Below are 23,604 nucleotides of genomic sequence, written 5' to 3' on the forward strand. Positions count from 1 at the left end.
TAAAATTTCCATATAGAAAGGAGAGAATGAAATGATGGTATTGACAAAACGTTATAGCAAACCTATATGGATTCGGTTAGTTGGAGAACTGCTAACGAGTATAACAGGAGCAATGCTCGCACTTATTTTTATCATATATGTGAACAAAGCATTAAACGGAAATGCCTTGTTTACCATGTTGCTTTTTGGATTACAACCGCTTAGTGAAATTCTATTTACACTTTTTAGTGGTAGTATTACAGATCGCTTTGGCAGAAAAGGAATTATTTTAATTGGATTACTCTTACAGGCATGTGCTATGACTGGTTTTATTTTCGCGGAAACTGTTATACCATTCGCTCTCTTCTACATTATGAATGGTCTTGGACGTTCTCTTTATATTCCTGCACAACGAGCACAAATTGCAGATGTAACAGAGAAAGAGAAGCAAGCTGAAGTATTTGCTCTCATTCAAACAGTTGGAGCCGTCGGAGCCATCATTGGTCCAGCGATTGGTTATCTATTCTACAAAGATGATCCAAGCATTCTTTTTATTTTAGAAGCTGCTGCTTTATTTCTCTATTCTGTTCTTGTATGGACACAGCTCCCAGAGACTGCTCCACTTCTACAACATGATGAACAAAAAACTACACCTACGAAATGGAAGCATTTTCTCTCACAACATTATTGCGTGTTTGGACTTATGGTTTTTATGCTGCCTATTAGTTTTTTCTACGCACAAATGGAAACGAACTATCGCCTTTATGCTGAAAAGGAATTATTCACTAATTTTATGTTTGTTTTTACCTTTATGGCTACATGTAAAGGAATTATGGAGATCGTTTTGCAAGTAGGAGTCGTAAAATGGGCGGAGAAATTTTCTATGCAAAAAATTATTGTTATTTCTTATATTTGCTATACGATTGCAGCGATTGGTTATGCCTACTCCAATACATTATGGTTACTATTTTTCACATTACTAATTTTAACAATTGGAGAAAGTATAGTGTTAAATCATCTGTTACGTTTTGTTTCAGAATTAGCACCGGAACATATGCGAGGAATTTATTTCTCTATTTACGGTACGCATTGGGATATTTCACGAATGCTTGGTCCGGCGGCTGGAGCGTTATTATTACAACATTTTAGCGGGAGTTTCTTATTTAATATTTGCGCCGTATTTCTTATTATTGGGGGCATCAGCCAATATTTCTTTATAAATTATATTCTTAAACAAGACAAAACAAAAAGGCTGTCCGCATAAGGAACAGCCTTTCTTATGTAATTAAGCTTCAATCTCTTTTCCATCTTCTACAATATGGTACAGCAAGTGAGCTAAGTGATGAATTGGACCATATTCTTCCTCTTCTTCATCTGTTTCACCTTGGAATTCAAGATCATTTAAATATAGTGCTACAAATTGATAAAATAGCTTTAAATCGAAACCGTAGCAAGCGATAGGCTCCTCTTGATCACCTTCATATTGAAGCATTAAATATTGCTCATTACCTTCTGCATCTTCCGCATCAAAGAATACAAAAAAACCAACATTTGTATCTAAATCAAACAGATGACGAGTTCCGCCTTCTGTTGCTTTATTAAAGTCATCTTCATTTAATTTATAAACAGTCGTTGCTTTTGCATTGTCTTCTTGATGAAAATTAACTGTAAAATTTTTCATGTTGACACCTCCAAATGGTATGTTCCTAGCATAACAGATTTATTAACATAACACAAAATATAGTGAAACTTCTATAAGTAGGTGGTTTTTCTACTTATGGTTAGTTGAACCAATCGGGCATCAACAAAAAAGACTGCCTACTTGAAGTAAACAGCCCCATTGTTTCATTTTTTCATCATGCGAAGCAAAAAGCTAACGATAAAGATAAGTATAAGGGCACCAATTAAAGCTGGTATAATGTAAAAGCCACCAATAACTGGCCCAAACTTTCCAAGTAAAGCTGTACCAATCCAAGAACCGATGATGCCGGCAATTATATTACCAATAACACCACCAGGAACATCTTTTCCAACAAGTAAGCTAGCAAACCATCCTAAAATGCCGCCAACGATTAATGACCATATGAATGACATAACGTTATTTCCTCCTTATAACTATATATAGAGTTATACATGAAACAAATACGAAATTACTTATCATTCATTAGTTTTACTACATTGTTATGGAACTATGCATAAAAATATGCATATAAAATTGTTATTCCGTTAAATCAATAACAATATCTTCTAAAACAAAATTCTTCTCTCCTCCAGATTTTTCTGGTACTTGAATTTTCTTTTCTTTTCCTCCTGTCATTTCTACTCCGCCGTGATTATTAGGAGTATGGATTCGTAAGTTAACATGAGGAGTTATGATTAGTTTTGTTGCACTTTTATCAAGCTTTTGGAAAGTTTTACTCCAGCTTATGTTAAATGGATCTGTACCTCTTCCCCCATTTCCTTCACCCGAATATCGATTTCCTAAATCATCTTTAATTTCTAATTCCACATCTACATCATCCCATTTTTTTCTAACTTCCTTAGAAACCTCCTGGTTGTAGTAAACAATGAATGACATCGGTGTTATTGCTAATTTCTCCATATTTACTTGTACACCATCTTTTTCCGAACTGCCAATAATCGGTTTTTCCTTACTGTTTATTGCTTTTAAAGTAAAAGTAAAATTCCAGTTTCCTTTTATCTCTTTCTTCTGATTTGGAATTGTTATACTTTCTACATTCCATCTTACATTTATAGAATCTTTTTTGCTTTCATTATGATGAGTAGCTGTTACCAAACCTACATACTTCTTTTCAGCAACCTTTGAAATTCGAGCGCTGCCTGTCATCCCATCTGTCCCTATTATGTCTAAACTATCCAATAAAATAGGATCATCACCTAAATCTTTCTCACTTTCTATAGAATAGGTTAATGATACTGTTTTCCCATCAAAAATCGCATCATTGATAGTGACTTTAATGCCTTTATTTTCTTTTGTCATATTCATTTCAGTAGAAAACTCTTTATAACGATCATATAGACCTGTTCTCCCATTATCTAAAAATCGAAAAACATCACCTATTATAGGTAAACCCCCTGCATAAGTAGGAAACGCTAATCCGAAAGTTGTAGCTGATAAACCAACAATAACTGTAGCTGTGGCGATTTTCATTTTCCAACTTTTTATATTTTTTTTCTCATGTATGGATTGTTTTAAAGCACGTTTCACTTTCGCCTTTTCAAATTCATTTACTTCCATTTCCTCAAATTCTGTTTCATCTATATTTATATCATTTAATAACTCATAAATATCCTTCATACTACACTACCTCCAAAGTTAAGATTTGTAGCATTTTTATGTAGCTTCTTTTTACCTCGATAAATCCGATTATCTATAGCCGCTCTAGTTAAATCAAATTTTTCTGCTATATCTTCTGTCTTCAAACCTAGAAGAAACTTCATAATAAAAATCTCTCGATCAACAGGCTCTAACTGATTAATTAACTTTATAAGTTCATTTCGATTTTCTATTAAAATTAATTCATCTTCTACTGATTTTTCTGCATTCAAATCCATGTAATTTTGAGGAAGTTCTACATTTGTAACACTTTTTCTATAATAATCAATTGCTTTAAACTTAGCGATGGCACAAATCCATTTTTTAAAATCCACTTGATCTCCATGGAACTTTTTTGAATTATTCCATATGGAGAGAAAAATATCATTTACACATTCTTCTATGACACCTTTATTTTCAAGCGGGGCAAGGATTTTATAAGTGATCCCTTTTATTAATGGCAAATACGTATCTACTATAAATTCGAGCGCGTCTTCTTTTTGTCGCTGTAATCGTCGAATAAAATTTGTATCATTAGACTTCATGCAACAACTCTCCTTATGTTTTTATAAAAGCTTTTACACTTTATATAACGTTTTAAAAAAGATTTTCTCTCACGTTTACTGTAAATTTTTTCATTTTCTGGATATGTACAACTCTTAACTTATCAACTGGAGGCAAAAAAGAAATATCGATCGTTTACTGATATTTCTTTCTAAAATTTTGATATTAAACTTAAAGGAAATTATAAGAGGATATATGAAAGAAAAAGAGGATAAGATATTTTACTGGTGTTCGCTCTTTTTATTATAAGTATGTACATTAAAATACAGAGATCACTTACACTAAATACGAAGTGACCTCTGCATACATATCTTAAATCTTTGTATTGTTCCCATATTCTATCGTTGAAAAATAATGCGAATGTGATTATTTTTTAAAGAACTTTTCTCTTTCTGTAGAAATCCAAGGTTGTAAATTAGCCTTATATTCTTGCATTAATCGATTCACTAGTACATCATGCCATATGTAATTTTCCAATAAAGACACATGTACAGGATCGTCTGTATAAAAGGCATTTCCATTTTGTTCTACAGGATGACCATAAATCATTTCTTTACCATCAATAGAAATAATAAACCACTTTTTTTCTCCGATATTGTCTACGTAATCGGTCTTACGATGAAGCACTAGACCTGGCAATGGATTCTCAACCTGAAAGACAATTCCCTTTAGACTACAAATCTTTTGCATTTCTTTTAAGTCGTCTTCAAGTTGTTCATACATAGCATCCCAAATAGATACAATGATTCTGCGCTGAGCTCGGCGGAGCAGAATGCGACAAAATGAAAGAATAGTTTCTTCTCCTTTTATAGTTGTAACATGCGGATCAGCCTTAGGTCGTTGACTCTCAAATATTTTTAATTCTTGTTGTACAGATGTATATGTATCTTCCCACTTTTGTTTAATTGATTCTAGAAAGACATCAACAGGTAAGGGAGAATATTGTGCAGCTTCATTTACCTCTTCTTTCATAACTACACCTATTTTCTCTAATCCTTCTAATACTTCATAAATACGAGCGCGGGGAACACCAGATTGTTTACTTACTTGGTAAGCGCTTGATGCTCCTAAATATACTAGAGCTACATAGGCTTTCGCTTCGTATTGATTGAAACCTAGCGACTGAATTTTTTGTAAAAGTTTCTCCATAATAACCTTCCTATATAAGCGTTTAAATAACAATTAGTAATTTTATCCTTCTAAAACTAATAGTATCGTTAAACAACAATTTAGTAAATGATTTCTATGGTGTTTTGAATTGCTAACATCTAATTAAATTCAATTGTTCAATGTTTCCTATTAGCCATTATTTTCAAATTTTTGTTCACAAATACATCTTATTTTGCTAACATATTAATAGTCACTACTTTAATAGTGACTAACGGACCGAAGCTTCAAACTTGAAAGAAAACAAAATTATAGGAGTGATTCATATGGAAGATATAAACTTATACACACTAGTTTTTTTAGTGCTCTCTGGTTTTTTAGCTGCATTCATCGATTCTGTAGTTGGAGGAGGCGGGTTAATTTCTATTCCAGCCCTACTATTTACAGGCTTACCACCTTCAACAGCAATTGCTACTAATAAATTAGCAAGTTCAATGGGATCTTTAACAAGTACAATATCATTTATTAAATCAGGAAAAGTAAATTTCCGACTCGTATCTAAATTATTCCCTTTGACTGTTCTTGGTTCGTTTTTAGGTGCGTACATTGTAAAACACATTTCCTCACAAGTATTACAACCATTAGTTCTAGTGCTGCTAATTGCAGTTGCTATCTACACAATTTTAAAAAAAGATTGGGGAAAAGATTCTAAATACGAAGGAATGGGCTGGAAAAGAGGACTAATCTTTGCTGTAACAGTGTTTACTATTGGTTTTTATGATGGATTTTTTGGAGCAGGGACTGGTTCGTTTTTGCTATTTTCCTTCTTGATCATTGGGTTTGATTTTATTCAATCAGCCGGAAATGCAAAAGTTCTTAATTTTGGTAGTAACATTGCAGCTCTCATCATGTTTTTATACTTAGATGTTGTGAACTTTTCATATGGAATTCCGATGGGGATTGCTATGATTTTAGGAGCTCTCGTAGGATCCAACTTTGCAATAAAAAAAGGGGTATCGTATGTAAGAATATTATTTATTATTGTTACTCTTTTTCTAATTGGAAAAAATATTTTAGATTACATACATCTTATTTAATTTATTCAAAGCAAAAGTCGCTATTTCTTTTAAATGGAAATGGCGACTTATTCATGGGATTATAAAATTAAGATATTGATTTGTGTACATTCTCTACATTACTCCTTGCGGAAACGAGAATACATTTAGCGGATCATATTTCTCTTTCACTTTTCGTAATTTCTTTGCATTTTTGCCATAGTAAGCTTCTTCATAATTTTCCAAACCACTATAAGGGAAGTTCACAAATGATCCTTCTGTTATTGATTCTATATATTTAAAACTCTGTTCCATCCATTTAGTATTATCTTTTGCAAATTTTTCATCCTCCCATATAGTTTGAATCCCCATTATATACTTGGCATCTCGATAATAAAATGCTGTTGCTTCTTTAGGCACCTCTTTTACTTTTCCACCAAATGCATATAGACTTACTGCTGCAAAAATACTTCCTGCTGCTCTCTCTTGAATGAGGTCAACAATAGCATTGATTTCTTGTTCATCATACTCCTGATACACAAATCTTCCTGTAGATTTAAACATCTCTGATTCTGGATAAGATGATTGTGCCTTTGTAATAGCTTCAAAAAATGTTATATATTCTAAATCCATTCTTACGCCATCTATGTTGATTAACATTTGTAAAATTTCTTCTGCTTCTTCTGGCTTACCATAAAATATTCCTCCACCATAAATCGCTCTTTCCTCAGTTTCCGAATTATATATACTGGCACCAAGCGTCATTCTGTTATCTAAATTCATTATCCACTCTTGCCATTTATTCAGAAATTCTCTGTGTGTTTCTAATAAAGCATCTGGCCAATATATTTCAACTAAAGTCACCTTATCTACTTTTGCTGGGAGTTTAAATGTCATGGATACAACAACTCCAAAGTTCCCGCTACCAGCTCCGCAGCATGCCCAAAATAAATCTTTATGAGATTTTTCGTTTGCAATAATCAATCTCCCTGTATAATCTATTAATTCCAGTTCTAGTAAACTATCACATCCAAGTCCAAGGTGTCTGCTCGAATATCCCCATCCGCCTCCTAATGTGTACCCACTTACCCCTACAGTCGGACAAGTCCCTCCAGGAAATGGATACCCTTTCTCGGAAATAAAATCATAGACTTGCTTATTCTTTACTCCGCCTTGCACTTTTAACGTATGCTTATTCTCATTCAATTGCATGCGATTCATTCTACTTATATCAATAACAAGAACACGATTCCCAATAGAATATCCTTCATAATGATGTCCACCTGATCGAATCCGGATTTCTATGCAATTTTTTCTTGCCCAAATAATCGCGTTACTCACATCCCATTTTGTATAACAATACACAATAACTAAAGGGAATTTTTGATTTGCTTGATTCCACTCTTGTCTAGCTTCTTCATATTCTCGATCATATCTTGTAATTACTTCACCTGTTAACCCTTGGTAACTCATTTCAGGCATGATAAACATCCTTTACCTATTCCAAATAGAAGTTGTTTTCTTTTCAAAATAATATATGTCTTTTATCCATTCTGTGTTCGTCGTATCTATACATGATCATGTTGCATTTAGGCTCTCATCGGCTATTCATCAAGTTAATAAGTTATAAATATCGTTTTTCTTTCTTTTGCAAAATAAAATAACCAGCCCTACATAGGCTTGGTTATTTTGTAATTCCTTATTTTGTTTGTTCTTTTTGCTTATATGTTAAATACGCTAAAATACTTTTACTATTTGTATATTTTGGGTTATTTCCTTTCCTTGGTTCACGAGAATGCGTTTTTTCATATCCGGGTACCTCCGGCATATCTTTTAAAAATTTCATAACTTCAGCTTCTGTTCCTTCAATACGTACACGAATCATTGTTATTGCTCCTTGTTTATATATTCCACTCTACCAAGTATATCGACTACTATAAATATCGCAAGTATGAATTATCGTTTTAAAGTAGATGATTTTCTAGCAACAAACAATGTCATTTCTGTATAAAAAGACTGTACTTCACTCTTTTCTATCGTTATATGAAACCATTCTTGTATTTCTTTAGGAGCTTTTGTCATATAGTGTGTTAATTCATGTCTTTCATTTTTAGGAACATTCATCATATCGCACCACCATTCAAACTTAAATTCTTTATCAAAAGTGGTATATGATTGCACCTGTAAACCATTTCTTTCTAATAACGATATCCATTCTGTTTTTTTATAAGCACGATGGTGACTTGGATCACGCTTTTTCTCTAAAAAATTATAAAAAGCATCGTACTCTTCAATTTCCGGAGCGACATTATCAATAAGAAGAAATAGACCATCTTTTTCTAGCGTTCGATGTACTTCTGTAACAAACTGATTAACATTCGAAAAATGATGCGCAGCAATACGGCATGTAATTGTATCAAATGATTCATTTGAAAATGGTAATTCCTCTGCGTTTCCTTGTACAAATGAAACATTTGTATGTCCATTTGAACGAATAAATTGTTCCGCTTTTTCTAACATGTTCTCCGTCAAATCAAATGCAACGACATCTTGAAATAAAGAAGCTAATGCATTTGCAACGTGTCCTCCACCCGTCGCAATATCAAGAAGGTGATCATTCTTATTGTTTCGAATGTTTTCAATGAGAAATTGTAAATCCTTTCCCTCTGCATGAATTTGACTCGTTACATATTTCGCAGCATTTTGACCAAATTGGTTCACAACTAACTTTTCATTATTCATTTATATCAGCCCCTTAAATCGCCTTTTCCTTCATTAAGTTATATAAACAGCTATTAATCGATATACGATTTTATGTCCTAATTTGCCTATTAATTATATATATTAATGATTAATCAATCTATTTCAATCTTTCTCTTAGCAATGAAAATAACTTTTAAATCAAAAAAATTGAAATTCTTCTTTTAAACCCTTAATATATACTCTGACTCAAAAAATAAGACTGTAAATGAAATAAAAAGGAGGCTTTATATAAGATTTTTACTACAATTAAAGACTGCGAGGTTATTCTATGTGGCGCAATAAAAACGTATGGATTGTTCTCACTGGTGAATTTATTGCCGGGGTAGGTTTATGGCTTGGAATTTTAGGTAACCTAGAATTCATGCAAAAGCATGTTCCATCTGATTTTATGAAATCGGTTATTATGTTTATTGGATTATTAGCTGGAGTCCTTGTTGGTCCGATGGCAGGAAGGTTTATTGATCAATACTCTAAGAAAAAAGTACTTCTATACGCAGGGTTTGGCCGTGTATTAAGTGTTATTTTTATGTTTTTCGCTATTCATTACGAAAGTATTTTATATATGATTTTATTTATGATCGCTATTCAAATTTCTGCAGCTTTTTATTTCCCTGCACTACAATCTGTTATCCCGCTTATTGTTCAAGAACATGAATTATTACAAATGAATGGAATTCATATGAACATTGGAACAATCGCTCGTATTGTTGGTACCTCACTGGGCGGAGTCCTTCTTGTTGTAATGAGTTTAAAATATATGTATGCTTTTTCAATGGCTGCATACGCACTATTATTCTTTTCTACCTTATTATTAAACTTTGAAGATACGAAAACAAATATAACGAATAAAAAGAAATCACAAAATACAAGTTTTATGGAAGTGTTTCACATTTTAAAAGAAGTCCCTATTGCATTTCGCGCTTTAATTTTAAGCATTATCCCGCTTTTATTTATCGGAGGCTTTAACTTAATGGTGATTAATCTTAGTGAAATGCAGCATGATACAACAATTAAAGGCTTTATTTATACAATTGAAGGTTTATCCTTTATGCTCGGTGCATTTGTAATTAAGCGCTTATCAGAACACGTTTCATCATATAAGTTACTGTATATCTTTTCATTTTGCATTGCATTCTCTCACTTATCTCTCTTTTTTAGTAATATAAAATGGATGACACTTATATCTTTCGGTATGTTTGGATTTAGTGTTGGCTGCTTCTTTCCTGTTATGTCAACGATTTTCCAAACGAAAATTGATAAAAACTACCATGGACGTATATTCTCATTTCGCAATATGTTTGAGCGTGTAATGTTCCAAATTGTCTTACTCGGAACAGGTTTCTTCTTAGATACAATCGGATTACAATATATGGTACTTATCTTTGGTGTCATTTCACTACTTATTATTTTAATTTCATTATTACAGCAAAAACAACCAAGTAAAAGTACTTCTCAAACAACAAATATGTAAGAGCCATCTCATTTTTGGGATGGCTCTTGTTATTATAAAATCAGTTCACCAAAATCACCTGACTTGATATTTCCACTGTTTGCTTCATCCGTATCAATATGCATATCTAATGCAAATGAATCTTTCACACGAATTAATACTTGGTGAAAAATTAGCGCTCGGTCTCCACCTACTTTAATATTCACGTATTGACCATCTCGCACTTGAAAATGTTCTGCATCTTTTGATGTCATATGAATATGGCGCTCAGCAACAATTACTCCTTTATCAATTTGAATTTCACCCTTCGGTCCGATTACTGTAATACCAGGTGTTCCATCAATGTTTCCCGATGAACGAATGGGTGCATCAATTCCAAGTTTGCGTGCATCTGTCTTTGAAATCTCAACTTGTGTAAATTTGCGAACCGGCCCAAGAATTCGTACTTTCGCAATTTCTGATTTATTGGTCTTAATTGTAACGGTTTCTGCTGCAGCGAATTCTCCTGGCTGAGAAAGTTCTTTTGCTACTGTTAACTCATGCCCTTCTCCAAAAAGCTTTTCTAACGCTTCCTTTGTCACATGAATATGGCGATTTGATACACCAATAGGAATTTGCTTCATCTTTATTTCTCCTTTTATCAATATCTATTTTCTATTGTTACCTGATTTATGAAAATTAGTTATTGGGAGTCATAAATGTTGTGAAGAAAATTGTAATAGATGTATGTAATGAATTTTTTGAAGTGAGCTGTTTTTTTGAAGTATTTATATGAATAAGGTATCTATATTTTAATGTGAATTTTAGAGGTTTATATTATTTTTATTAGTATTCATATTAATAATACGGTAAATGAAATTTCGTTTTCATTGCTAGTTTTGTACTTTCGTAAAAAAATGTTAAAATGTAAATATGTGTGTTTTCAGAAAAATAAAAGAATATGAATACTAAGAACAAAATTTAATGACAACAGTAGTATTTTTAGGAGGGGTTATCCATGAAGTACACGCTAGCAACACGAATGAAAGCATTTCAATCTTCAATTTTTAGTGAATTAGCAGCCTATAAAAAAGAGAAAATTGCCGAAGGTCATGAAATTATTGATTTAAGTATTGGAAATCCAGATATGCCTCCAGCTGATATTGTGAGAGAAACACTAGTGAGTGCAACAAACGAAAAAAAGAATTATGGATATACATTGACAGGTACACAAGAATTTCACAATGCTGTAACAGAATATTATGAAATTAATCACCATGTCACTTTAGATGCTGATAACGAGGTATTATTATTAATGGGATCACAAGATGGACTTGTTCATTTACCGATGGCTTTTGCTAATCCAGATGATATTATCCTTGTTCCAGATCCAGGTTATACGGCATATGCAACAGGACTTGCAATGGCAGGTGCAACTCCGTATTTTATGCCGTTAAAAAAAGACAATGCTTTTCTTCCTGATTTACATACGATTCCGAAAGAAGTTGCCGAAAAAGCAAAAATGATGATATTAAACTTTCCAGGTAACCCTGTACCTGCAATGGCAACAGAATCATTTTTTACTGATGTAATTGCTTTTGCAAAAGAATATAATATTATCGTTGTTCATGACTTTGCTTACTCTGAATTTTATTATGACGGACAAAAGCCTATTAGCTTCCTATCCGTTCCGGGTTCAAAAGATGTTGGTGTTGAAATCAACTCTCTATCTAAAAGTTATAGCTTAGCTGGTAGTCGTATTGGCTATATGATTGGAAATAAAGAAATTGTAGAAACACTTAAACAATTTAAATCAAACATAGATTACGGTATCTTTCTTCCAATTCAAAAAGCAGCAACTGTTGCTTTGCGAAAAGGTGCTTCATATTGCGCAGCAAATCGGGCGATATATCAAAAACGAAGAGATACATTTATTGATGGACTAGCTGAAGCGGGCTGGCATGTCGAGAAACCAGCAGGAAGTATGTTCATATGGGCAGAAATTCCAAAAGGATGGACTTCTTTAGAATTTGCATACGCATTAATTGATCGCGCCAATGTCGTTGTTACACCCGGTCATGCGTTTGGCCCGCATGGAGAAGGCTTTGTTCGCATTGCCCTTGTTCAAAATGAAGAGAAATTAAAACAAGTAGTTAACAACATTAAAAATAGTGGTATTTTTTCTAGTGAGAGTGCAGCCAATTTAGTAAAAAATTAATTACCTTTCCCCTGCTCTTTTTTTCGAAGCAGAGGGTTATTTTTCATAAAAAGAATAAACAAATACATGCCATAGCTGTTATAGTTTTCCTCTCTTATCTTGAATAATATAATTAGGAGGTAACGTATGAACAAAGTTAACATTCAAAATGTACTGCCCCACCGATATCCTTTTTTAATGGTTGATCATATCGTTGAAATGGAATCGGGAAAGTCGGTAAAAGGATATAAAAATGTAAGTTACAATGAATGGTTTATTACAGAATCACAAACGACAATGCCAAACATGTTAATTGTTGAAGCGATTGCACAACTCGGAGCATTCGTCAGCGTGGAAAATACTGCTGGGTTAGGATTTCTCTCATCACTAGAAGGAGTAGAATTTTTGGGATCCGCTGAGCCCGGTGATCGATTAGACCTATATTATGAAGTTATTCGAAATAAACGTGGATTTGTTCTTGGAAAAGGACATGCCGCTGTAAATGGAAAGACAATTGTAAACGTTGATAAATTGTTAGTGTATAAAGAGTCTATGTAACACTAGAGCTAAAAAACAGATTTATAAAAGTTAGAACAGTGATGTTTAAACTCACTGTTCTTTTCTATTTTTAAAAAGAGAAATATTTTCCAAAAAAAGTTGCTAATCCTAATGTTTAAGTTGATTTTAATTGATTTTTTGCGAAGGTTTGCTTTTTTTAACATGAATAGATAAAAAACTATTGAGTAAGTAATCACACTTTTAAGACCCTTTCGCGCCATAATCCTTAATATTTAATTTTACGCTGTATTTGATTGGAACCTCACTAAATGTTTTATCCCAATCTTTTTTGACTTTTTCCCATGTTTTAGGATACTCAATTCTTAATCTATTTCCGAAGCCTGCAACGTCGACCTGATATTCTTTTTGAATTTTTTCTAATGTATGCTTCACTAGTCGATCTACTTCTTGCGTAGCAGCCTTCTCTGCCCTTTTTAGAAATTCATTTTTAAAAGGGTTCCCCGAAACAACCCAGTTTTCAGATATCCGTCCCTCTGATTCCATCTTTACATCAAAAGAGATTTTGTTTCCTTTTACGTGAGGGGTCATCGTACTTTTCATAGATACGACTTCATACATGATCACCTGTCCTGACTTTTTATCAACGCCTTTCACCAAACCACCTTTCCCCTTCCCAGATATCCATGTTAAACCTTCCAATTCCTTTTCACTCAAAAAGCCGCGCAGTTTTTTTGTTTTCCCTTTGATTATCGCAGCTCCCGAAAATTTTACTTCCCCATTTGACGAAATCACATTTTGCAAAAGAAAACTAGATTCTGATTGCATTTTTCCTGGTAACTTAGCAAGCGGAACAGGAGGTAAAATCCTTGATGTTCTATATTGATTATCTACAATCCCAAATAACCGAAACGCCGGAATTTCTCCTGGTTCATCTGTTTCTAGCGTCTTGCTAGCTCGCCCCTTGCTAATTAACATGAGGCAACTTGGTCGAATCTCGTTATCACGAAGATAAACATCAAGTAACTTTTTCAAACTATATGTGCGTGCGAGATCTGCACTAATAACCATCACTTTCGTGTGGTGAAAAATTACAGGACGATCCCTTCTTAATGCAACTTCACGAATCATTTGGTGGAGAGAATCGCCGGTTTCAGAAACATTCTTGTAAGATTTTTGTTGCGATCCTCCACCTTTCCCTCCACCACTGGATAATTGGGGTTCAACAAATTGATAGGTCGATGTTATAATATTCTTCTTTGGATACCCCCCGCCTTGTTTTTGTAGTTTTTTCTCAACAGTTGACTCCTTTCTCTTATCAAATGCCAGACCTACCTCAAAACCCAGCTCTTCAATTTCGTGACTGCTCCAGCATCCTGTGAGTGATAGAAGTAAAAGAACCCACGGTAACATCAAGAGAAACCGTGCATGATTAAGAATTTGTCTCATTCTTTCTCTTCCTCCATTTGAAGATTATGAGAAGAAGCAGTGGCAATGCACCGAATAATAGCAAAGCGGCATTACCAATCATATCCCCAAATTTAAATAGATCATTGGTGTTTTTGGGAATTATAGAAATAATATAAACAATTGGAAGTAACCCATACAGAAACGGATGAATGTCCTTTTTAAAGAGTTGTGCCAGCCCCAAAGCAGCAGCGTAATAACAGATTGCATAGGTTGAAAAAATTTGCATAACCCATATTACAAGTAATAAAGATTCAAAACGTTCAAATATTAAGCCTGGGATTTCAAAACTTCGCATGAGATCAATCGTTGGCCATGTTCTCGTTATCACTCCATCGACAGAAAATGCTCCGATGACCATCACAACTGTAATCACATAAAAAATAGAAGGAATGAGAGCTCCAACTAAAACAACCTTTCCAGCCTTGTTTGGCTCTTGCATGAACGCCAAAAGGAGCAACATAATTTCAAAACCTGAAAATGCGAGCGTTGTTGTTTTTAACCCTTTTAGTACTGGCATAATTCCTAATCCTAGTACTGGACGAAGATTATCTATCTCAAATATTCCAATACTCATGAAGGCAGTCAGCAAAAAAAGGAAGACCGTAATTGGAAATATAATTTCAAACAGACGAGCCATTGGGTTTATGCCGCCTAACATCAAATAAAGACTCGTCCACATAAATGTCATGATAATAGCCCAGCCAGGGGTTCCTTCCAGTAAAAAAAAACTCGTTACTTCTTCTAGCACTCTTACTTCAAATGAGGAAAGGGTAAAAAAGTAACCTATTATAAGTAGACTGATTACACCGCCTATCCATTTTCCTACAATGTCTTGGCTGTATTGATAAAATGTTTTTTCGGGAAATTGCTGGCTTAATTTAACCATAATCAATCCTGCAACCATCGCAATTAGCCCGCTTAAAATAACAGTTATCCAAACATCTGGTGTCTTTACTTTCTCCCCAGCTGCTCTAGGTAAGGTGAGAATACCTGCTGCAAGTACATAATTAATAAGAATAACAGCTGCTTGCGACGTCTTAATTCGATCTTTAGGTTTAGTAATCATCACTGGTCACTTCCTTTTCAAAGTAAGCTATCCTTTTCGTATTGGATCTTTTGGATTTAACATCTTCGGGCGACGTTTCATCATTTGAAATGGCATGCGAACCAAAAAGTCTTTCCAATCACTTAATCGATAAGGAACAGCCGGACTGACATAAGGTACGCCAAAACTCTTTAGTTTCACCAAATGACTGCATAAGAAAAGGAAAAACAGAATGACCCCGTACAATCCAAATATTGCAGCGCAAAACATGCCTACAAAGCGAAGAATACGTAGTGGAACCGCAGTACTATAAGGTGTGAGAGCAAATGAGGAAATGGCAGTTGCAGCTACTACGATTACCATCATTGGACTAACAATCCCTGCTTCTACCGCAGCTTGTCCAATGATTAATCCGCCAACAATCCCCATCGCCGAACCAATTGGTTTTGGCAAACGCAGTCCGGCTTCCCGTAAAATTTCGATAGCTACTTCCATAACCAGTGCTTCTATAATTGCAGGAAACGGAACACCTTCTCGTCCTCCTATGATAGATACGGCTAGCTTGGTCGGAATCAATCCAGGATGAAACGAGATAAAGGAAATATACAAGGCAGGTGTAAAAAGAGAAATGATAGCTGCTCCAAAACGTAATAGGCGGATGAGCGTGCCAGGAATCCAACGTTCATAATAATCTTCGGGCGATTGCATCATCATACTAAATGTAACTGGAACGATCAAAACAAAAGGTGTCCCGTCCAATAAAATTGCAACCCGACCTTCCATTAGCGCAGCGATGACACGATCAGGGCGCTCCGTACTCTGCGCTTGCGCAAAAGGACTAAAATAATTATCTTCGATGAGCTGCTCTACGTAGCCTGATTCCAGTACATTATCAATATCAATTTTCTGAATTTTCTTCTTGACTTCTTCTACTAATTCCGCGTTAGCAATTTCTTTCATATAAGCGACAACTAGTTCTTTTTTTGCCCGCTTTCCTACTTGAAATTTTATTAAAGATAAGCCTTCATTTTCACCATGGCGTCGTAAAAGGGCGGTATTATCGCTTAAAACTTCTGTGAAACCTACCCGTGGACCTCTGACCGATACTTCTGATATCGGTTCTTCAACATTCCGTGTTCTCCCTTTCGTTGTATCAAGAATTAACACATCTGACGATCCATCAATCAAAAGTGCCGTTGAACCTGTCAACACTTTTTTCATCATATCTTTTATACCATGGACTTCTTTTACTTCACTAATGGAAAGAACTTGATTTTTAATAAACTCTATTGAAACTGTACCTTTTATATAAGATGGATCCTGTTTGTATTCTTCATAAAAATCAACCATTAATGATTTCATAATGTGTGTGTTGATGAGCTCTTTATCCGACAATCCTTCCACAAAAATAATCGCCGCCTGAATACCTGTACGCCCAATGTTAAACTCCCGAAAGTGTACATCTGAGTTATAACTAATTTCTTTCTTTACAAGTTCCAAATCCAAGGTGAAATCGCCTGTAAAATGTTCTGTTGAGCCTTGAAAAGACTTATCTTGCTGCTTATCTTCATATGTATTGGTTGTTTTTTTCATTTGTCCGATCTTTGATTTCTGCTCTCGCATTCTCATCACTCTTTCTCTTAAAAAGCATTGTGTACATTCTAATTAAACTACAATCTAGTACGGTCCTAATTTCAGCAGGAATCAAAGCATCTTACTTAACATCACAACAATCCAACACCAACATTACTTCCTTACGAAAAAAGAAACATTATAGCGAATTTTTCCGTGTTGAGGGGATATTCATCCACAAAGGATCACAATTTTTCAGTTTATCCCGCATTAATGAGCAGTACGACCCCCACCTCAAGATTCAGTGAAAAGCGAAGAAGATAGACGGGGATAATTGCTGGCATGTGCCCAATTGGTTCAACTAACCATCAGTGGGGGATGGAAAACCCCTGACTGATGGAAGTTTCACTTTATTATTTCCAATATTTCATGGTATATGTGATTCTTCCCCTGCTTTTCATAAATTAACTAAAAGCTTCTCACGTAGACATTCGCTTATTTCTCTTTTTGGTTTTCTTCCCAAGACTTAAATGAAAACGGAATTCCAATCATTTGCGCAGTCAAGTAATCATAGGATACTAAATCTTTTTTTGACAACTCTTTTAAAGAGTGTTTCCCCATCGCTCTTAATCCCATTTTCATTTCTTCTGTACTTGATATTAAGAATTTCTCCGCTGTTTTTACCCCTTCTTCGATCTTAAATTGATCTCTGAATTTCCCTTTATTCCAAACAACTTGTGTAGGCGGTTCAAATGGAAGTGATTGCAATACTTGACTATGTGCGACCGTAAATAACATGACAGACCCCAAATAAACCGCATCGGCACCAAGTGCAAGCACTTTTAAAAAGTGGCCAGGTGTAAAAAGTCCTCCTGATGCAATTAAACTAACTTGTCCTTTCATATTTCTTTTTTCTAAATAATTTGCAGCTCGGACAACTGCATGCAATGTTGGTATTCCAAAGTCATCAGATAAAATGGGCGGTGCACCAAATGTGGCTGCTTGTCCACCGTCAATTGTAATAAAATCAACACCTATGTCAATTAAACGATCGATGTCTTCTTCAATTTTTCCAGCTGCGCCAATTTTCACGCCAATTGGAACACCGCCTGACATGTTCCTAAGTTCCTCAATAAGTCCTTTAATATCCTCTAGAGTTTGATTTTCAAAAAAATGTTCAAAAATCACTGCATCCTCATTTTCTTTAAGTCCCATCACTTCACGAGCGCGGCCAGTTAAATTATTAGGTGAAATTTTCTCTCCCATCCCCATTAACGCGCCTTGTCCAAACTTAATTTCAATCATGTTAGCACGCTGAATAACGTCTTTTTCCTTTGACCATGATGTTTTTGAAAATTGTAAAATATACATTCCTGCTTGATCTAATTCTTCAGGTAAGATTCCGCCTTCACCAGAATTAATCGCTGTTCCTGTGTTTTTAGCGGCTTCCGCCAAAGCAACCCTCACTCCTTCATTAAGGGCTATCCCGTAGGCCATCCCGCTAATCATAAGCGGAATTTTAATTTCCAATGGTTTTTTTGCTCTTGGTCCAATTCTTACGTTGACATCTACATTTTCTTCTCCATCAACTGGAAACGGTGTCGTCTGTGCAGGAATAAATGTGATTGGATCAAGATGCGGCCAGCTTTTCGAAGAGCCGAGTGGACGATGAAGAATATCGCCTGTTTCTGCACGCAAGCTATTTTCAAGTACATTTTGAATGCCCATATGCCGAAAGCCTGGTATCATCTCGATAAGATTTTCTTGATAGCTGTCGGTTAAAATGATGTTCCCCATTTGTTTCACTATGCGTTTCATCAACCAACGCCAACCAACAAGCATGAATAAACAAAGGAAAAATAACATCGTAATCATTGAAAAAGCTAAATAATATAAAAGATTCGACATATTTATTTCCCCACTATCACGTAAATTTAATAATTCATAACTACTATTATTTCCTTCAAAAAGAAATTTATGTTATTGTATAAAACCGATTCTTTATCAGATAAAAGCTATTGCAATAGTGAAATCAAGTTTAAAATAGAAGGAATGTTTGTGCCTTTCTGGAGATTAATGGATCCACTAACTTAATTAATTGAGTTAATCGTTTAAGAATGTCTAATATTTAGGGTAGCGATTTGTATTAAAATCTTTCCAGGAGAATAGATTAGAAGAAGATATTAAAATTAGTATGTAAAAGCGAAAGTGGTCTGTTTCATTCTTTCACCTTAAACTAGACACATATAAAAATAAAGGAGATCATTTCATGGATTTAATGAGTAAAATCAATCACCGCCTTTGGCCATTACCTTCAAAAAAATGGATTATGCGGCAAACTTGGAAGAATGTACTGTTTGTTCATTGGCCTATTCCTGCTGAAATACTACAACCATATATTCCTTCTTCTTTAAAAATTGACACCTTCGATGGATACGCTTGGATAGGGGTGGTTATATTCGTTATGGATGGAATATATCACCGTAGATTGCCATCTGTATCACTAGTTTCTAAATTTCCAGAAATCAATGTACGGACATATGTTCAATACGATGGTAAACCTGGTGTTTATTTCATATCCCTTGATGTAGAGGATTGGGCTTCATATACAATAGCGAGGAAATGGTTTCGTTTGCCTTATTACTCCGCGCAAATTTCTTTTCAAAAAGAGGGACAAACCTTTCATTGTCAAAGTATGCGTAAAGAAAAAACAAATACTCCTATAACTTTTAACGGAAAATACGTTCCCTTATCAGAAATTTATTTTGCTAAAAAAGAGACTCTCGACTATTGGCTCACAGAGCGATATTGCTTCTACAGTACCGATAACAAATCCAACATTTATTGCAGTGAAATACACCATCTTCCCTGGCCATTGCAAAAAGTAGAGACGGAAATATATATGAATACACTTTTTTCTCCTTTTCATTTTGACTTTACTGAAATAAAACCGATTTATCATTTCTCTAAAGGTGTCGATTCCCTCATTTGGAACATTAAGAAAATACAATTGTAGCGTAAAGTCATCAATATTCTGTATTCTTTTTTTAGTTGAGCCCAAAATGAATACACTTAATAATGCAGTTTATCACTCTTCCTCGAATGAATGAATCCAACTAAAAATCTTTGAAATTACATACGGAATGAAAAGTACGATAAAAGCTTGCCCGAAAACTTTCCACTCTGGAAGATAGGAAACAATCATTTTCCACATTTTAATCATCCTATATCAGCAGTTGACACCACATTTTTTTACTCTAATCAGAATTTCTTACATATTATTATGTCTTATGTGCGGAAATTTCATCCTAAAAAACGCTCCATTTGTCTTGAACGAAATACAGTATAACCTTCAGCTGCCATATAAAAATGGATGCTAAACAGAGATCACGCTATAAATCATGATCTCTGTTTGTGTGGTTATTTATCCTGCGTATAAGTATGTGCCTCGACTGTTGATAAAAATGGGCTGATTTCATTTATATAATAAATATCTAACTCGTGCATAGCACGTGTACAAGCTGTATAGAACAGTTTACGTTCACTTTCTTTTCTATATTGTTGGTTTGAAGCATTATAAATAATAACAGCGTCAAACTCTACACCTTTCGCTAAATAAGAAGGTACGATAAGTACACCTGAATCGAACGAAGTTGTTTCTTTTTCGATGTGATGAATTTGTACATATTGCTGCAGTATGTCATACGCTGCTCTACTTTCTTGAGCAGTTTTACAAATAACTGCTATTGTTTTGTGACCATTTTCTTTCAAGTTTTTAATTCGACTTACAATTTTCTTATGCAGTTCCCCTTCTTTTTCTATTTTTGTTATAACTGGTTTGCTTCCCTCACGTTGGAAAGGTTCAATAGAATCTCCCCCTGAAATAAGTTGCCGTGTGAATTCAATAATTTGTTTCGTCGAACGATAACTACGTGTAAGCTCAATGCACTCACTTTTTTCTTCTCCATACAAATCATATAATTGAGAAAATTCATTTTCAGCGGCATGTGCATGTATTGTTTGGTTAAAATCACCAAGTATTGTCATCTTACTATGCGGAAATAATCGCTTCAAAAAGGTAAACTGAAAAACAGAATAATCTTGAGCTTCATCAATAAATATATGCTCTACGGATGTATTTCTTTGCAAATCCTCCAGCTGATCTTTTATATATAAATAAGGTGTCGCATCCTCATACGCCATATAATAGCGCTGTATGCGTTCTATCGTTTTTTCGCATATTTCTTTCCAATTTGGTGGTAAACCATTATTATCTGTAAATTGCTTTGCAAACGACGAATCTGTAAACAATTGTAAATAAATCGCGGGCGTATTAATGAATTGAAGTCTCTTCACACGTTTACGAAGTGGTTTAAAACGTTCGTTCACAATCATTGCAGCTAGCATTTGTTGTTCACGTTCAAAATCATCGAATGTATTATCACCATACTGTTTCTCTTGTTGAAGTTTCTTATGAACTTTAGCATACATTTCTTTATCTAATAGCTGTATTTCTTCTTCAACCCAAAGTTCTTTTCGTTCTAGCCGCTCACTTTTCTTCAGTTCTTTTAATAACCATTCAGAAATTAATTTTATTCGATTAGGAATTCTCATAGAAACAGGAAAAGAATAAAATTTCTCTTTTATTTCTTCCTTCGAAATTAATAAATTTCCGCGAAATTTCACATCTTTAAAAATCATTCCCTCTTGTCTTAAATATGTCAAATAATTATCTACAACTTTCACGAAAGGTGCACTTGCTTTATATCGAATTCCTTCCATACGTACTGAGTATTCTGGATCTTCCATCCCTGTAAGTACATATTCAATCTGTGTGAACGGATCTTCTACATCAAAAATCTTATCTATATGCTCCTCTACATACTCTTGAAATGTTGTCTGTTTCATATTTTCTTCTCCTAATTCAGGAAGAACAGTCGAAATATAGCTATTAAACATTGAATTAGGGGAAAAAAGAATAATTTGATCCGCGTGTAATGTATCTCGATATCGATATAGTAAATAAGCCACACGCTGCAATGCAGCCGATGTTTTTCCGCTCCCTGCTGCTCCTTGTACAATAAGTAAACGACTTGTTTCATTACGAATAATTAGATTCTGTTCTTTCTGAATCGTAGCAACAATACTCTTCATTTGTGTATTCGCATTCTTCCCTAACACTTCTTGTAATAATGCATCACCAATTGTTACTCCTGTATCAAACATACTTTCCATTTGACCGTTACGAATGATAAATTGTCTCTTTAAAGTTATTTCTCCTGTAATGATTTCATTTTGCACCTTATATACAGCCGATCCCAACGAATAATCATAATACAGACTGGATATAGGTGCTCTCCAATCATAAACAAGAAATTGTTCTGTACTTTCGTCAAAAAACGAATGAATGCCAAGATAAATCTGATCTGTACTTCTTTCACTTTCTTCTAGAAAATCAATTCTCCCAAAATACGGAGATTGCTCTAGTCGTTTTAAAATCGTAAGCTGCTTATCTGCATGATAATGACTCCGTTCTCTTTCAGCTAGCAACTCTGCTTGTTGCTTAATACTTGCTACAGTTTCCACAGCCTCTTCAGCATTATCAAAGTTAACTGTTACATCACTCCAAAAGTTTTTCCGAATATTAACTACCTCTTTTTTTCCACTACTCACATATTCCAGATGAACATCTTTATCCTCTTTAATTCTCTTTATTACTTCCTCAATTCGTTGCTGTTCTCTCTTCCGTTCTTGTTCATACTGTTCCATATTGTCACTCCTTATCGACAAAAAAATTTGACCAAAAGTTTGACAAACACAGTTATTTTTTGATAAAATATTATTGGGTAATTATTGAAACAAAACCAAAATTACCCTATGGCCATTTTTTCATTGTAACATATACATCTTTCTTAGTTCAATGAAAATAGATACAGTTATCACACAATTCCACTTTGTATGAAAGAACTAAATAAAATTCTAGAATTTTACATATTAAATAAATTACACTAAATAAAAAGGTCGATTTCCTGTAAAGGAAATCGACCTTTTTATTTTATATATTCAACTACTTCTTATCTTTTGAGCTCTTTATGTTTCTTAATAATAAAGGTATTTCTATAGCGCTTCGTACATTCAATATTAATCTTTATATATAGAAAAATACCTGTTTTCGACTAAAAAACAGGTATTTTTGACATTTTAATAAACTTAGAGGAATGTGACTTAAATAAAAAATTGGAACTCGATAGGATTTATTTGGTATGCAGATTTTTTAATAGCTCATATTAATTATTTAGAAAGCAGAAAAAATCTAGTTGAAAATTCTTGCTTAGGCTTAGCTTCATGGGTATGTGGCGATATCCCAATTATAATTAAACTTCAATAAAAGAACGAAGTACTGGCGTATAACGATGAGGCGCCGCCAGAGTGCACAAATAGGATGTTATCGTCCGGCTTAAAGATGCCTTTTTGTATCAAATTAATGAGTCCCGCTGCTGCTTTACCTGTATATATCGAAAAGGTGTTAGAATTCCTAAGGTTATTGTGATCAATTATATCTCCGTACCA

The 23,604-nt window shown here is 34.2% G+C and carries 20 protein-coding genes and 1 pseudogene; 6 read left to right on the forward strand and 15 right to left on the reverse strand.

Annotated elements, in window-relative coordinates; genetic code table 11:
* Nucleotides 1–31: 31 nt before the first annotated feature.
* Nucleotides 32–1,243: an MDR family MFS transporter gene (locus tag AB1284_RS10465; RefSeq protein WP_429749582.1), complete on the forward strand. Its 1,212-nt coding sequence runs from the start codon at nucleotides 32–34 to the stop codon at nucleotides 1,241–1,243.
* Between the two features lie 21 nt (nucleotides 1,244–1,264).
* On the opposite strand, the gene AB1284_RS10470 is transcribed toward AB1284_RS10465, so the two are convergent.
* From AB1284_RS10470 to AB1284_RS10490, 5 genes are all read right to left on the reverse strand, one after another.
* Entirely contained in the window at nucleotides 1,265–1,660 is a 396-nt protein-coding gene (locus AB1284_RS10470; protein WP_429749580.1) for a cytosolic protein, read from the reverse strand.
* Nucleotides 1,661–1,824: 164 nt separating this feature from the next.
* Nucleotides 1,825–2,073, reverse strand: coding sequence for a GlsB/YeaQ/YmgE family stress response membrane protein (locus AB1284_RS10475; protein ID WP_429749579.1), 249 nt, complete (start codon nucleotides 2,071–2,073; stop codon nucleotides 1,825–1,827).
* Between the two features lie 124 nt (nucleotides 2,074–2,197).
* The gene (locus AB1284_RS10480) at nucleotides 2,198–3,298 is read right to left on the reverse strand and encodes a DUF4179 domain-containing protein (protein ID WP_429749578.1); all 1,101 of its coding nucleotides are present in this window, start codon (nucleotides 3,296–3,298) and stop codon (nucleotides 2,198–2,200) included.
* On the reverse strand, nucleotides 3,295–3,861 hold the full coding sequence (locus AB1284_RS10485; protein WP_429749576.1) for a sigma-70 family RNA polymerase sigma factor: 567 nt from the start codon (nucleotides 3,859–3,861) through the stop codon (nucleotides 3,295–3,297). Before AB1284_RS10485 ends, AB1284_RS10480 begins: the two co-directional genes overlap by 4 nt.
* 385 nt (nucleotides 3,862–4,246) lie before the next feature.
* Nucleotides 4,247–5,029: a TrmB family transcriptional regulator gene (locus tag AB1284_RS10490; RefSeq protein WP_429749575.1), complete on the reverse strand. Its 783-nt coding sequence runs from the start codon at nucleotides 5,027–5,029 to the stop codon at nucleotides 4,247–4,249.
* A 284-nt stretch (nucleotides 5,030–5,313) separates the two neighbouring features.
* Between AB1284_RS10490 and AB1284_RS10495 the strand changes: the two genes are divergently transcribed.
* The gene (locus AB1284_RS10495; protein ID WP_429749573.1) at nucleotides 5,314–6,084 is read left to right on the forward strand and encodes a TSUP family transporter; all 771 of its coding nucleotides are present in this window, start codon (nucleotides 5,314–5,316) and stop codon (nucleotides 6,082–6,084) included.
* Between the two features lie 93 nt (nucleotides 6,085–6,177).
* Here AB1284_RS10495 and AB1284_RS10500 read toward each other — a convergent pair whose 3' ends face one another.
* The 3 genes from AB1284_RS10500 to AB1284_RS10510 form a co-directional block, all read right to left on the reverse strand.
* Complete coding sequence (locus tag AB1284_RS10500) at nucleotides 6,178–7,524, reverse strand: FAD-binding oxidoreductase (RefSeq protein ID WP_429749571.1); 1,347 nt, start codon at nucleotides 7,522–7,524, stop codon at nucleotides 6,178–6,180.
* 217 nt (nucleotides 7,525–7,741) lie between these two features.
* On the reverse strand, nucleotides 7,742–7,927 hold the full coding sequence (locus tag AB1284_RS10505) for a DUF3970 family protein (RefSeq protein ID WP_429749569.1): 186 nt from the start codon (nucleotides 7,925–7,927) through the stop codon (nucleotides 7,742–7,744).
* 71 nt (nucleotides 7,928–7,998) lie between these two features.
* Nucleotides 7,999–8,784 carry a class I SAM-dependent methyltransferase gene (locus tag AB1284_RS10510; RefSeq protein ID WP_429749567.1) on the reverse strand — a complete coding sequence of 262 codons (786 nt, stop codon included), beginning with the start codon at nucleotides 8,782–8,784 and terminating at the stop codon, nucleotides 7,999–8,001.
* 289 nt (nucleotides 8,785–9,073) lie between these two features.
* Here AB1284_RS10510 and AB1284_RS10515 point away from each other — a divergent pair, with 289 nt between their 5' ends.
* Entirely contained in the window at nucleotides 9,074–10,276 is a 1,203-nt protein-coding gene (locus AB1284_RS10515) for an MFS transporter (protein ID WP_429749566.1), read from the forward strand.
* Between the two features lie 32 nt (nucleotides 10,277–10,308).
* Here AB1284_RS10515 and pduL read toward each other — a convergent pair whose 3' ends face one another.
* Nucleotides 10,309–10,878 (reverse strand): phosphate propanoyltransferase, encoded by a 570-nt coding sequence (gene pduL / locus AB1284_RS10520; RefSeq protein WP_429749565.1) that lies wholly within the window; start codon nucleotides 10,876–10,878, stop codon nucleotides 10,309–10,311.
* A 374-nt stretch (nucleotides 10,879–11,252) separates the two neighbouring features.
* Between pduL and AB1284_RS10525 the strand changes: the two genes are divergently transcribed.
* Together AB1284_RS10525 and AB1284_RS10530 are read left to right on the forward strand one after the other, a co-directional pair.
* Entirely contained in the window at nucleotides 11,253–12,452 is a 1,200-nt protein-coding gene (locus tag AB1284_RS10525) for an LL-diaminopimelate aminotransferase (protein WP_429749563.1), read from the forward strand.
* A gap of 126 nt (nucleotides 12,453–12,578) precedes the next feature.
* Nucleotides 12,579–12,989, forward strand: coding sequence for a 3-hydroxyacyl-ACP dehydratase FabZ family protein (locus AB1284_RS10530; RefSeq protein ID WP_429749562.1), 411 nt, complete (start codon nucleotides 12,579–12,581; stop codon nucleotides 12,987–12,989).
* Nucleotides 12,990–13,190: 201 nt separating this feature from the next.
* Here the strand turns inward: AB1284_RS10530 and AB1284_RS10535 are convergent, their stop codons facing one another.
* From AB1284_RS10535 to AB1284_RS10550, 4 genes are all read right to left on the reverse strand, one after another.
* Nucleotides 13,191–14,396 carry a Ger(x)C family spore germination protein gene (locus AB1284_RS10535; RefSeq protein ID WP_429749560.1) on the reverse strand — a complete coding sequence of 402 codons (1,206 nt, stop codon included), beginning with the start codon at nucleotides 14,394–14,396 and terminating at the stop codon, nucleotides 13,191–13,193.
* Nucleotides 14,380–15,483: a spore germination protein gene (locus tag AB1284_RS10540; protein ID WP_429749558.1), complete on the reverse strand. Its 1,104-nt coding sequence runs from the start codon at nucleotides 15,481–15,483 to the stop codon at nucleotides 14,380–14,382. Before AB1284_RS10540 ends, AB1284_RS10535 begins: the two co-directional genes overlap by 17 nt.
* Before the next feature lie 27 nt (nucleotides 15,484–15,510).
* Nucleotides 15,511–17,091: a spore germination protein gene (locus AB1284_RS10545; protein ID WP_429749557.1), complete on the reverse strand. Its 1,581-nt coding sequence runs from the start codon at nucleotides 17,089–17,091 to the stop codon at nucleotides 15,511–15,513.
* A gap of 438 nt (nucleotides 17,092–17,529) precedes the next feature.
* Entirely contained in the window at nucleotides 17,530–18,942 is a 1,413-nt protein-coding gene (locus AB1284_RS10550) for an FMN-binding glutamate synthase family protein (RefSeq protein WP_429749556.1), read from the reverse strand.
* Nucleotides 18,943–19,303: 361 nt separating this feature from the next.
* Here AB1284_RS10550 and AB1284_RS10555 point away from each other — a divergent pair, with 361 nt between their 5' ends.
* Nucleotides 19,304–20,050 (forward strand): YqjF family protein, encoded by a 747-nt coding sequence (locus AB1284_RS10555; protein WP_429749555.1) that lies wholly within the window; start codon nucleotides 19,304–19,306, stop codon nucleotides 20,048–20,050.
* A 404-nt stretch (nucleotides 20,051–20,454) separates the two neighbouring features.
* Here the strand turns inward: AB1284_RS10555 and helD are convergent, their stop codons facing one another.
* Both helD and AB1284_RS10565 read right to left on the reverse strand, forming a co-directional pair.
* Nucleotides 20,455–22,803, reverse strand: coding sequence for an RNA polymerase recycling motor HelD (gene helD, locus AB1284_RS10560; RefSeq protein ID WP_429749554.1), 2,349 nt, complete (start codon nucleotides 22,801–22,803; stop codon nucleotides 20,455–20,457).
* 612 nt (nucleotides 22,804–23,415) lie between these two features.
* Nucleotides 23,416–23,550 (reverse strand): annotated as a pseudogene (locus AB1284_RS10565) (D-cysteine desulfhydrase); the annotation flags it as partial.
* Between the last annotated feature and the right edge of the window lie 54 nt (nucleotides 23,551–23,604).

This window comes from Bacillus sp. S2(2024) (genome assembly GCF_050474045.1).
Taxonomy (GTDB): Bacteria; Bacillota; Bacilli; order Bacillales; family Bacillaceae_G; genus Bacillus_A; species Bacillus_A yunxiaonensis.

What these genes read in the sequence shown, in the direction of transcription:
- AB1284_RS10505 (WP_429749569.1), bottom strand. Translation starts at nt 7,927, where the DNA reads ATGATTCGTGTACGTATTGAAGGAACAGAAGCTGAAGTTATGAAATTT.
- AB1284_RS10485 (WP_429749576.1), bottom strand. Translation starts at nt 3,861, where the DNA reads ATGAAGTCTAATGATACAAATTTTATTCGACGATTACAGCGACAAAAA.
- helD (WP_429749554.1), bottom strand. Translation starts at nt 22,803, where the DNA reads ATGGAACAGTATGAACAAGAACGGAAGAGAGAACAGCAACGAATTGAG.
- pduL (WP_429749565.1), bottom strand. Translation starts at nt 10,878, where the DNA reads ATGAAGCAAATTCCTATTGGTGTATCAAATCGCCATATTCATGTGACA.
- AB1284_RS10465 (WP_429749582.1), top strand. Translation starts at nt 32, where the DNA reads ATGATGGTATTGACAAAACGTTATAGCAAACCTATATGGATTCGGTTA.
- AB1284_RS10530 (WP_429749562.1), top strand. Translation starts at nt 12,579, where the DNA reads ATGAACAAAGTTAACATTCAAAATGTACTGCCCCACCGATATCCTTTT.
- AB1284_RS10500 (WP_429749571.1), bottom strand. Translation starts at nt 7,524, where the DNA reads ATGCCTGAAATGAGTTACCAAGGGTTAACAGGTGAAGTAATTACAAGA.
- AB1284_RS10480 (WP_429749578.1), bottom strand. Translation starts at nt 3,298, where the DNA reads ATGAAGGATATTTATGAGTTATTAAATGATATAAATATAGATGAAACA.
- AB1284_RS10545 (WP_429749557.1), bottom strand. Translation starts at nt 17,091, where the DNA reads ATGAGAATGCGAGAGCAGAAATCAAAGATCGGACAAATGAAAAAAACA.
- AB1284_RS10470 (WP_429749580.1), bottom strand. Translation starts at nt 1,660, where the DNA reads ATGAAAAATTTTACAGTTAATTTTCATCAAGAAGACAATGCAAAAGCA.
- AB1284_RS10555 (WP_429749555.1), top strand. Translation starts at nt 19,304, where the DNA reads ATGGATTTAATGAGTAAAATCAATCACCGCCTTTGGCCATTACCTTCA.
- AB1284_RS10535 (WP_429749560.1), bottom strand. Translation starts at nt 14,396, where the DNA reads ATGAGACAAATTCTTAATCATGCACGGTTTCTCTTGATGTTACCGTGG.
- AB1284_RS10550 (WP_429749556.1), bottom strand. Translation starts at nt 18,942, where the DNA reads ATGTCGAATCTTTTATATTATTTAGCTTTTTCAATGATTACGATGTTA.
- AB1284_RS10515 (WP_429749566.1), top strand. Translation starts at nt 9,074, where the DNA reads ATGTGGCGCAATAAAAACGTATGGATTGTTCTCACTGGTGAATTTATT.
- AB1284_RS10490 (WP_429749575.1), bottom strand. Translation starts at nt 5,029, where the DNA reads ATGGAGAAACTTTTACAAAAAATTCAGTCGCTAGGTTTCAATCAATAC.
- AB1284_RS10510 (WP_429749567.1), bottom strand. Translation starts at nt 8,784, where the DNA reads ATGAATAATGAAAAGTTAGTTGTGAACCAATTTGGTCAAAATGCTGCG.
- AB1284_RS10525 (WP_429749563.1), top strand. Translation starts at nt 11,253, where the DNA reads ATGAAGTACACGCTAGCAACACGAATGAAAGCATTTCAATCTTCAATT.
- AB1284_RS10540 (WP_429749558.1), bottom strand. Translation starts at nt 15,483, where the DNA reads ATGATTACTAAACCTAAAGATCGAATTAAGACGTCGCAAGCAGCTGTT.
- AB1284_RS10495 (WP_429749573.1), top strand. Translation starts at nt 5,314, where the DNA reads ATGGAAGATATAAACTTATACACACTAGTTTTTTTAGTGCTCTCTGGT.
- AB1284_RS10475 (WP_429749579.1), bottom strand. Translation starts at nt 2,073, where the DNA reads ATGTCATTCATATGGTCATTAATCGTTGGCGGCATTTTAGGATGGTTT.